At 58.3% G+C, this 10,255-nt stretch carries 10 protein-coding genes; 3 read left to right on the forward strand and 7 right to left on the reverse strand.

Annotated features, from left to right (window positions below; translation table 11 throughout):
- Positions 1–780: 780 nt before the first annotated feature.
- The 3 genes from FS320_RS31200 to FS320_RS31210 all read left to right on the forward strand — a co-directional run bounded on the left by FS320_RS31200 (position 781) and on the right by FS320_RS31210 (position 2,997).
- Complete coding sequence (locus FS320_RS31200) at positions 781–1,287, forward strand: hypothetical protein (RefSeq protein ID WP_152716287.1); 507 nt, start codon at positions 781–783, stop codon at positions 1,285–1,287.
- 134 nt (positions 1,288–1,421) lie between these two features.
- Positions 1,422–1,910 carry a PCC domain-containing protein gene (locus tag FS320_RS31205; RefSeq protein ID WP_152716289.1) on the forward strand — a complete coding sequence of 163 codons (489 nt, stop codon included), beginning with the start codon at positions 1,422–1,424 and terminating at the stop codon, positions 1,908–1,910.
- Positions 1,911–2,100: 190 nt separating this feature from the next.
- Positions 2,101–2,997, forward strand: a complete 897-nt coding sequence (locus FS320_RS31210) for a DMT family transporter (RefSeq protein WP_152716291.1) — start codon at positions 2,101–2,103, stop codon at positions 2,995–2,997.
- Positions 2,998–3,447: 450 nt separating this feature from the next.
- On the opposite strand, the gene FS320_RS31215 is transcribed toward FS320_RS31210, so the two are convergent.
- From FS320_RS31215 to FS320_RS31245, 7 genes are all read right to left on the reverse strand, one after another.
- The gene (locus FS320_RS31215) at positions 3,448–4,152 is read right to left on the reverse strand and encodes a GntR family transcriptional regulator (protein WP_152716293.1); all 705 of its coding nucleotides are present in this window, start codon (positions 4,150–4,152) and stop codon (positions 3,448–3,450) included.
- An 11-nt stretch (positions 4,153–4,163) separates the two neighbouring features.
- Positions 4,164–4,949, reverse strand: a complete 786-nt coding sequence (locus tag FS320_RS31220) for an aspartate/glutamate racemase family protein (protein WP_152716295.1) — start codon at positions 4,947–4,949, stop codon at positions 4,164–4,166.
- A gap of 18 nt (positions 4,950–4,967) precedes the next feature.
- Entirely contained in the window at positions 4,968–5,690 is a 723-nt protein-coding gene (locus tag FS320_RS31225) for an ABC transporter ATP-binding protein (RefSeq protein ID WP_152716297.1), read from the reverse strand.
- A 3-nt stretch (positions 5,691–5,693) separates the two neighbouring features.
- Positions 5,694–6,473 carry an ATP-binding cassette domain-containing protein gene (locus tag FS320_RS31230; RefSeq protein WP_162003376.1) on the reverse strand — a complete coding sequence of 260 codons (780 nt, stop codon included), beginning with the start codon at positions 6,471–6,473 and terminating at the stop codon, positions 5,694–5,696.
- Positions 6,466–7,449: a branched-chain amino acid ABC transporter permease gene (locus tag FS320_RS31235; protein ID WP_152716299.1), complete on the reverse strand. Its 984-nt coding sequence runs from the start codon at positions 7,447–7,449 to the stop codon at positions 6,466–6,468. Before FS320_RS31235 ends, FS320_RS31230 begins: the two co-directional genes overlap by 8 nt.
- A gap of 6 nt (positions 7,450–7,455) precedes the next feature.
- A complete protein-coding gene (locus FS320_RS31240; protein ID WP_152716301.1) occupies positions 7,456–8,322 on the reverse strand; it encodes a branched-chain amino acid ABC transporter permease in 867 nt (288 codons plus the stop codon).
- An 83-nt stretch (positions 8,323–8,405) separates the two neighbouring features.
- Positions 8,406–9,608 carry an ABC transporter substrate-binding protein gene (locus tag FS320_RS31245; protein WP_152716304.1) on the reverse strand — a complete coding sequence of 401 codons (1,203 nt, stop codon included), beginning with the start codon at positions 9,606–9,608 and terminating at the stop codon, positions 8,406–8,408.
- Positions 9,609–10,255: the final 647 nt, after the last annotated feature.

A 10,255-nucleotide genomic window follows, 5' to 3' on the forward strand; every position in this document is an offset into this window, starting at 1 on the left:
CGAAGCTGCGGTCGGCTGCAAGGTCATCAACATCATGACCAGCCTTGGCATGCCAGTATCCCAGCGCCTCGTCTGAACCCCAGGGCTAAGGGGTGCATGCGGCCCACCTCTCAATTATGCACCAACGTCCCGCAGAAGAACTAACCCTTGCGGGCAGGTTTTCTTTGGCCTCCCGACCAAACGTAACAGACACCGCAAGCGCCGCTGATCCAAGCTGCCCTGCCGGATCGATCTCTGGCAGCGCAGTTGGCTCTGCGCAACCATCCCATTTGTCGTCGAGGGAAAACTGGTCCGAGCGGAAGTCCATCACCAGAAACGGCATAGGCTCAAGGAGCCGGTCACAGACGAAAGAACGCCGCGCAGGTGTGAGGCCCATCAGCGTATCGGATAGTAGAGGCCCGTGATCGGGCGGCCCGCAGCCCGACGCGAGGGCTGCTGCGCAGGGTCAGATCCGGCATGACCCGCTGTCCCGAGGGGCAGGATGGCGCTTGTCCGGATCAGGAGGACCAGCAGGCAGCCTTACGCTGCCTGCATCGCCCTGTCCTCCACGCAGGGCAGCCAGTATGCGCCTCTTTGGACCCGAGGGTTAGCATCGTCTGTGCAAGAGCGATGGTATCCGCAGAATGGGACGTTCGTTATGGATTGCGGCGCCAACGGTATTCCGCGTCATCCCAGCATCGTGCCAACCGCCGGATGGTTCGATGCTGGGATGCTCTCCTGGTTGACAGGGATGATCCGGGGGGAGCACCATTCCTCACTGCAATGGAAAGGATGGTCACGATGGACAGCTTCGACCACATCCTGAACTGGAAGCTGAAACGAGGCTCGCATACCTTTCCTGGCCAAGATGGCGGCACGTGCATCAACGAGGCGGCTATTGTGGCTGCAGGTTTTGTCTATCAGCCCGTGCGTTCCGTTCATGACATGCCGCAGTGTTTCTCCCGTCCGATCTGCGCACTGGCGATGCAGCTGAACGATGAGGCTTCCGATGAGGAGCGGCAGCAACTGCTGCCCTTCGTCCTCCGTCTGGCCTGTGCCGACACGCTGGAGGTGGAGCGGAAGCGGGAGGCTTACATCGCCGCCCGCATGCGCTGGCGGCTTTCGTTCCAGAAGCGTCTTGAGATCCTCACCGGTGCGCTCTTGATCGGCCGGCGGGCTGATGAGCTGGCGCCCGAGGAGGTCAGGACGCGGATGGCTGGTGTTCGGCAGTGTGCTGCTGCGCCAACGTCCGTCGACGAGCATCCGCTGATCTCAAGCTTCCAAGGGTGGTTTGTCGGCATCTTCTAGGCTCTAACCTGATGTGCCGTTGATCCCAACGGAAGGTGCTCCCCGCATTGTCCTCTCCACGATGTGCGGCTGATCGAGCTTTCGTTCATTGTCACGGGATCTGGGAGACACCAGAAGGCACGCGAATAGGCCACATGCTGGCCCCCGATACCATGGTGGCGGAGCCCACGGAGGTCACAGGGATTGGTCTGAGGGGCGCTACCTTCAAGGCCCTACTTGACCCCGAGACGAACTTCACCCTGTTCGAACCCGTGCCGGTCACCGAAGATATAAAGGAGCGGGCGGGTCCGCGCGTGCTCCTGGCGAAGGTTCGTCCCAACGAGGATGTCAGCATCGCCATTGAGGACATCTGTTCAGGACAGGGAATCGGAAGGGCGAATGTTTACGGCATCGGCAGCTTGAACGGGGTGCGTTTCACTAACGGGGCGCGTGTGGAGTCATACGCGACGGAAATCTTGATCCACGAGGGGAGCGTGGAGAGCCCCCACGGTCAGCCACGGACCTACCTCCAGATCGACGGCGTCGACATGGACGGCCAGATCTTCTCCGGGAGGGCTGTCCATGGGGACAACCCCGTCTGTATAACCTTCGAATCGGTGATCGAGGAACTTGATGAGCCTTAGGAGCTGTCGGATTGTCCGCCGAGGTCACGAGTTTTGAACCTGTGGACCGCTGGACGATGGCATTGAGGCGTGAGTAACCTCTGCTTGCTCTGCTCTACTCCGTTTCCTGACACGTGCTTGGCCTTTGCAAGGAGGTAACCCATCATCAAGGCGGGGAGCCGCGACAAGAAAAGGATGAGCGAACATTCCGATGAATGACCCTTCCATCGCTCGGGACCGCCCGCTGCGAGGCATCACCCTCATGCTGGTCGCACTGGCCTTCTTCTCCTGTTCCGATGCGGCATCCAAACTCATGACCGCAGCCCTCCCGGCTGTGGAGGTGGCTTGGCTGCGCTTTTGCGTGTTCACCCTTCTGATGCTGGGAACAGCGGTCATCACCCGACGGGTGCATGCCCTGCGCTCCCGGAGATCGAGCCTGCAAATCCTCCGAGCCCTGGGTGTTCTGGGTTCGTCCATCTTCTTTATCACGGGGCTGTCATTCCTGCCGATGGCAGAAGCCACGGCGATCTCGTTTGCGTCGCCCATGATCGTCACGGCGCTGTCAATCCCGATCCTCGGAGAGGTGGTCGGGTGGCGGCGGTGGAGTGCCGTCGCGGTAGGCCTCCTGGGCGTTCTCATTGTTGTCCGACCCGGGGCAGGGGCCTTCGACCCGGCGGCAATCTTTCCGGTGCTATCGGCCTTCAGCTGGGCCGTTGCTCTGGTGGTGACACGCAAGATGAGCGGCGCCGATGGCCCTCTGGTCTCCCTCACCTATGCGGCGGGTGTCGGATTGCTGGTCACCTCGGCTCTTGTGCCGTTCACGTGGGTGACGCCCGGATGGCGTGAGATCGGCCTCGGGCTTGTCACGGGCGGAGCCTCTACGGTCGCGCAATGGCTCGTTGTGTTGGCGTTCCAGCAGGCGCCGGCCTCGGTGCTGGCGCCGTTTTCCTATAGCCAACTCGTCTGGTCCGGGGTGTTGGGCTACGGGATCTTCGGCAACGTGCCGGATCGCTGGACTCTGGCCGGAGCCACGGTGATCATCGCCAGTGGCCTCTACACCGCCCATCGCGAGCGGACTGTCAGGGTAGCATCTGCGCTTACAAAATAGGTCGGCGCACAGTGTAGACATCTGCCGGTTCCCTCCAAGGTACGCTGATGGTACTTGGCCTCTACGAGGCCCCGGACGAGAAGTCGGGGTCATGGGCTTTGTGCTGGATTCAGGCGGGACTCCCTGTTGGAACGCGTCCAACAAAACGTCCGACGCCCTAGCGCAAGATCCAGTTGACATGATAAGCTAGAACGGATCAGGAACTCGCATTCCTGTCCCCCTGGTGATCTCATCGTCTGGCGTCGAGGCGCCTATGAGAGATTGCCGCTCGGCGCTCGCGGCGGTCAGCCAAGATCGTCATGGTAACGATACCCAGAACGTAACATGTGGATACGCAGACCGCGTGCTTGACCTTGGGCGCCCAAAGTCCGTCCGCTCTGCCTAAACAAAGACGTTGGCTGGACTACGTGTGCTCACCGGCCGATCTGTGCAACACAGCCACAGACAAACCTACCGCAACACATCGGCAAGACTTCTTGGCTTACTATCACCGATCGTCAGATCAAGACCGGCCAGGAGATCGGCCAAGTGGCTGGTCATCAGTTCGGAGGCACGACCGAGTTCATGTCTGGCAAGCGCGTCAACGAGTGCATGATGAGCGTGACTATCGCATGTAATGTCGCGCCGACGCCAATACAGGGCTATGATAAGGGATGAGCGGAACACAAGATCGGTAACGAATTCTGTCAGAATTGTATGGCCAGCAATCTCAGCGAGCGTCACATGAAAGCGCGCCGACAGCGATATAGCAGCGCTCATCTGATCGGCGTGGAGGGCCTCATCCTCATCCTCGAGATGGTGACGCAACCGCGCGATATCGGCTCGCGTAGCGGTCTCCGCCGCGAGTGCTGCAACCCTCGGTTCGATCAGCATCCGGGCATCAAAGATCTCGCGCGCCTCCTGCTTTGATGGCTGGGCGACAAAGGCACCTCGGTTGGGCTCAAGCCTGACCAGTCGATCATGGGCCAGCGCTTGAAGAGCCGACCGGATGGCGGTGCGACTCACCACATAGATCGCTGCCAATTCGTCTTCCGGCAATTTCGTTCCTGGCGCGAGGGTATGTGACACGATCGCATCCCTGAGCCTTGTAGAGACATCGACCCAGCGGGCGTTTGGCCGTAGAGTCCGGTTGGAGGTGCCAGGAGTATCTTGCATGTTCGTTCGGTTCACGTGTCTCCCGATCCAGTACTGATCGGTTCTCTGTCATCTGCCCTTACATTGGTTCCGCCGGGGGAAAAGCGCGCGAACACACCGGAATAGGCCTTCGCTCGGGGCATCGCGTACCCCCCGGATTTCGAGGTCTTGAGGCCAAGAGCCACAAGATTCTCGCAGAGCTTGACCGCACAGGTTACACCATCAAGCACAGGAATCCCGTGCTCCTGCGAAAGGGTGCTGGCGAGATCCGTCATCCCGGCGCACCCAAGGACGATCGCCTCGGCACGATCGTCCCGGATCGCGGCCGCGATTTCGTTCGAGATGCGCTGATAGGCGCCTGAACGGGGGTCTTCCAGGTCGAGTACCGGCACGTCGGAGGCACGAACTTTGGTGCAGCGGGATGCCAGCCCGTATCGCGCCAAATTGCCCTCGATCGCAGGAATCGAGCGGGAGAGCGTTGTCACGACACTGAATCGACCGGCAATAAGCGTGGCCATATGAAACGCGGCTTCGCCGATCCCGATCACCGGCGCATCGGTGATGCACCGGGCTGCATCAAGGCCGGTATCGTCGAAGCACGCTATGACGGTGGCATGAGTGTCAGGGGCTTTGACGATCTCATCAATCAACCCGGGGACAGAGAATGCTTCGTCAAAATATCCTTCGATGCTTGGCGGACCGAAGCTCGGATTGACGACAATAATTTCCGTTGTCTCGGAGGCAACGGCAGCAGCGGCGCTGCCAATCTTCCGGGTCATGGAGGCCGTCGTATTCGGATTGACGACAAGGATTCTCATTGCGCGACCCGCCGGCTGTTAGAGTTCACCACCAAGGTAGAGATGCCTGACGCGCTCATCGTTGAGCATCTCCACCGATTGTCCTGCAAGCGCAATCCTGCCGGTCGTCAGGGCGTAGGCGCGCTGCGAAATCCTCAACGCCATGCGAGAGTTCTGCTCAACCAGCAGTACGCTGACCCTCTCGTCCCTGTTGATGGCGACGATTGACCGGGCAATGTCCTGGACGAGCTTGGGCGCGATGCCGAGGGAGGGCTCATCCAGCAGCAGCAGGCGCGGCTTGGCCATCAACGCGCGGCCGATCACGAGCATCTGCTGTTCACCGCCGCTCATGGTTCCGGCCGCTTGCGAGTAGCGCTCCTTGAGACGGGGGAAACGGTTCAGAACCATGTCAAGGCTCTTGCCGATGCCGGATCGGTCAGTCCGGGTGAAGGCTCCCATGAGGAGGTTGTCCTTGACCGACATGTAGGGAAAGACCCGTCGGCCTTCCGGCACCATGACAATCCCCATCTTGACGATGTCGTCGGGCTGACAATGATCGATACGCCGGCCCTGATAAAGAATCTCGCCAGACCAGATCCTCGTCAAGCCCGTGATCGCTCGCAGGATGGACGACTTGCCAGCACCGTTCGCTCCAATTAAGGCAACCGTCTCCCCCTCCTCGATCTCAAGGGAAACACCCTTCAGCGCGTAGATGTGATCATAGTACAGTTCCAAGTCCTTGCATGTTAGCAGCTTGGTCATGCCTCAAAATCCGATCGCTTCATCCTCAATGCCGAGATAAGCCTCAATGACCTTATGGTTGTGACGGATCTCGGTCGGAGTGCCCTCCGCAATCTTCTCACCGAAGTTCAGCACGACGATCCGGTCGGAGATCCGCATCACGGCAGGCATGTCATGCTCGACGAGGAGTATGGTGACTCCCCGATTGCGCACGCCCCGCACCATGTCGACAGCCCGTACCGTCTCATCATGGTTCATTCCAGCAAACGGCTCGTCGAGCAGCAGGACCTTAGGTCGCGTGGCGAGGCCGATTGCCATTCCAAGCGCCCGAAGATGTCCGTGCGGGAGGCTCAATGCGGGTTCGTCCCGGATTCGTTCGAGACCGAGAAGTTCCAGAATCTCATCGGCGGATCGCCCGAACTCAGCCTCATCTTCTCGGGCCGTGAGAGACCCGAAGTAGAATCCCGGAAGGCTCGCTCTAGCTCTCAATTGATGGGCAATAATGACATTGTCGCGGACTGTCATGCCCTTAAAAATTGTCGTCTCCTGGAATGTGCGAACGACGCCCATGCGGGCAACGACATGGGGCGAGAGGCCTGAAATGCGCTTCCCTTGAAAACGAACCTCACCCGCCGTTGGTCGCAGGAACGACGCAACGAGCTTGAACAGAGTGGATTTCCCGGCGCCATTCGGTCCAATGACCGCAAGAATCTCACCTTCGTGTACGGAAAAGGAGACATTGTTGACAGCGACGAGACCGCCAAACCTCTTCGTCAACCCCGATATCTGCAGAATATCACCCACTGATGCCTCCCTTCATTCGCTTCCAGGGACGGAGGCTGAGCAGGCCGTTGGGCAAAACCAACATGAGGATAATGAGGACAGAGGAGAAGATCAGGAGCTGAAACTGACCAGCCTTGAACAGGAGATCCCAGCCGAAATACAGGAGAAAGGTCCCCAGCATTGGCCCGAGCACATACCCAAGTCCACCGAGGAAGCAGTTCAGCATGAAGTTAATGGAATCGGCGGTCGTAAAGCTCGACGGATAGATCGACTGGGAGATGGCAATGAACATCGCCCCAGCAATCCCGCCCAGAAATGACGAAATGGCATAAATGACAAGGCGCAAATACGCGACATTGACGCCAATCGATGCGGCCAACTCCTCATTCTGCTGGAGCGAGAGACAGAGCCGACCAATGCGAGAATGCACCAACCGATAGAGGCCCGCATAGCACATGACCATCAGTACGACGGCCACAATGTAGAAAGCTTGGCGTGGATTGGCCAGCGTCGCGAAATCCGGTAAAAGCGGAACGCCAAAGAGAGTGATGGGACCTGGGGGCGGAATGCTCACGAGCCCCTTAGCGCCGTTAGTCACTGGAAGGGCTAGGGCTAAAAGGCGGGCGACCTCCGTCAAGACCAGCGTCACCATGGCAAAGTAGACGCCGCGCAAGCGTAGAATCGGAAAGCCGATTAGAACGCTCGCTCCGGCGCATAACAGACCTGCGAGTGGTAGGGTAAGCCAGAACGATACGCCATAGCGAACGACGAGAATGGCCGAGAGATAGCCGCCAAGCAGCGCATAGGCCGCTTGGCCAATGTTGATGCGGCCAATGTAGAATGTAAGCCAGACGCCGCCACTTGCGATGGCGAGCAACGCAACGGCCGTAAATGTGTAATATAGGTCTGAACGCCCCGTCGCAGCAATCAGCCAAGGGACTGCCACAAGCGTCACTGCTAGGAACCCTACGAGCCAAAGCAGCTTCGATGTTGACATGCCACTTTATCCCCAAGGTTTACCCATTAGTCCATTGGGACGAATACTCAGGAACACTATCAGGGCTATGAAAATGACCAAGTACGTAATGTCCCCATACGCATGCAGGACACTGAGTCCCACAGACTCGAGCATGCCGAGGATGAAGCCGCCGGCAATGGCCCCCCCGACGACGCCGGCTCCTCCGATCATGACCATCATGAAGGCCTTGACCGAGATTGGTCCTCCAATACCGGAGTTCACGCCGGTTATCGCGACAAGGAGACCACCGACCACGCCAGCAAGCATGGCGCCGAGTGCGAACCCAATCATGGAGTAGCGGTCAACGCGAACTCCCATCAACTGAGCTGCAACGCGGTCCTGCGCCAGCGCGCGCATTGCCCGCCCGGGCTTTGTGTACTGCATGAACAGCATGAACATTGCGATCATGACAAGCGCCACGGCACCGATCAGCAGACGGTCGTAAGGCATGATCAAGGTGTCCGACAGGAACACTCCATTGATAATCTTCGGCACGCCGCGCTGCTTCTCTCCGAATACAAGAAGGATAACGGCATCGAGAAAGAAAGCGACGGCTGCCGCAAGCAGCATAGTGCTCTCTTCGCGAATGCTTCTCCGGATCACTGGACGGAATAGAAACTTTTCAATGAGGGCACCCACAGCGGCAAGCGTTGCTCCAGATGCCAGGAGCGCTACTGCAAAAGGTAGGCCGAGCTGACCATAGGTATAATAAGTGATGAACCCACCGAACACGTACATTTGACCATGCGCGAAGTTCAGTACGTTCATCAGCGCGAAGATCAACGTCAGTCCAAGGGCAATCAGCGCATATTGTGCCCCGAGATACAGCCCGTTTACGATCACCTGCGCCATGACGAAATCCGGATATGGGTCCAGTGCTCAAGCCATGAGCAGGCACCCTCAGCGGTGCCTGCCTGGTGCCTGCAGCAAGATCGTCAGTCGACCTCACCGATGAACAATGTCTTGAATTCACCGTCACGATACTCATTGACTACCATCGGAACGGCAATCTGCCGCTTTTGTCCAAACGAAGTCGCACCGACATATTTGAGTTTATTATCCCCTTTCATAAAAGGGTTCGAGGACGAGAACGTGTCGAAAGACTTCTTGAACTCTTCGACGTTATCGACCGCTTTTGGATTGGCTTTCAGAGTCTCAAGGATGTATTCGAGCGCGTATACCTTGGTGTTGGACTCATCATTGTACTCGCCGAACTTCTTCGTATAGCGGTCAATAAATTCTGCCATGAGAGGCGAGCGGATCTCAGGGGTCGAGGCGCCACCCACTGATATAAAGCCATTGGCGAGATCGCCCGCTCCTTCCTCCAACACTTTGGCATCGTGAGCCGTCTCGGTCGAGATCAGGCCCGTGTAGCCAAGCTCTCGCGCCGCTCGGATCAGGAGGGGCGCATTACCAGGGGCGACACCTGAGAGCACCAGTAGATCCGGCTTCAGCTTAACGATCGGCGTCAACACTGGCGTGAAGTCGCGCGTGTCATTCTGATAGGTGTCCTTCTCGGCGACAATCTGCAGGCCGAGCGCCTTCGCGGCCGCAACACCACTATCGCGTTGACTCAGGGGGTCGGACTCATTGGCCGCGACAAAAGCGATACTCTTCACTACCTTATTGTCTTTCAAATATTTGTAGATAGCGGGACCGGACTGATAGCTGGCGATCATGCCAAGTACAGCATTCGATGCGGGCTTGACATACAGCTCTTTCGGGAAGGCATAAGGAAAGTAGATAATGCCTGCCTTCTCGGCGACGGGGCGAACTGCAGCCGCACCATCGTCAACGTTTGGGCCGACGACATAATGGATACCTTCCTGCGCCATCTTTTCCATGCCGGCGATAGCCCGCTTCGGATCCTTTTGATCATCAAACGTAACGATATTGATGGTGTAGGTTGCGTCACCGATCTTCACGCCGCCGGTCTGATTCAGCCATTCGGCTCGGGTCTGCATTGAGCGGACATTGGATGTTCCCCAGGCGGCAGCTGGGCCGCTGGTTACTCCAACGAATCCAATTTTGAGTTCCTTGTCCGCGGCCTCGACCGAGGAACCTCCGGTCGCGATAATTGCCAACGCAGACACTGCCGCAAGTGCGACCACCTGAATTGCTGTACGCCGAGTGCTCATCGCTCGTCCCTCCAGGCCCGTCGCCGGAAGCCCAAGTCTCGCGTCGAGGCGACGTGGCTCATACGAAGTGGACGCTTGGTTCCCCAAATTGTCAACAATCCGAAAGAGTTTCGCATACACGCTTCCGGACGGCAGCAGTACCTCTGCGGTGGAAGGTCAGTTTCACTGACCTTGGCAGTTTAGAGGATGGCGGCGGTCCGAGGAGCCGGTCTGTTATTTTTATTCAAGCGTCTTCGCTTCCCGGTCGGCATCATCCTGGAATTATCTAGTTGATGCCGAATGGACAAAGCTGGCGGGCACTGTCGGCTGCGCTGCAGGCCAAGGGCATTGTCATGTCTGGATGGCGCCCGTTTGGCAATGTGATTATTGATGACGTTTGTGTCTGGCGGGGCGGGTTTACTGCCCATCCAAGAAGGGCGAGGCCGCCGATCAGGCCAACCCACTCGATCGAGTAGGTTAATGCTTAGCGACTTTGCTACTTGAGGCCGTGGCATGGGACATCATCAGCAGGCTCCCAGAGCATACGATCCGAACGCAATCGAGCAACTGGGTCAGCAGTGCTCTCACGTCCCGGCGGAGGGCTGCGCAAGGGAATGACATGACGGATCTCCAAGCTGCCGTCGTGAACGATGATGCGGTCGATGACC

The organism is Microvirga tunisiensis (assembly GCF_009296175.1).
GTDB lineage: Bacteria > Pseudomonadota > Alphaproteobacteria > Rhizobiales > Beijerinckiaceae > Microvirga > Microvirga tunisiensis.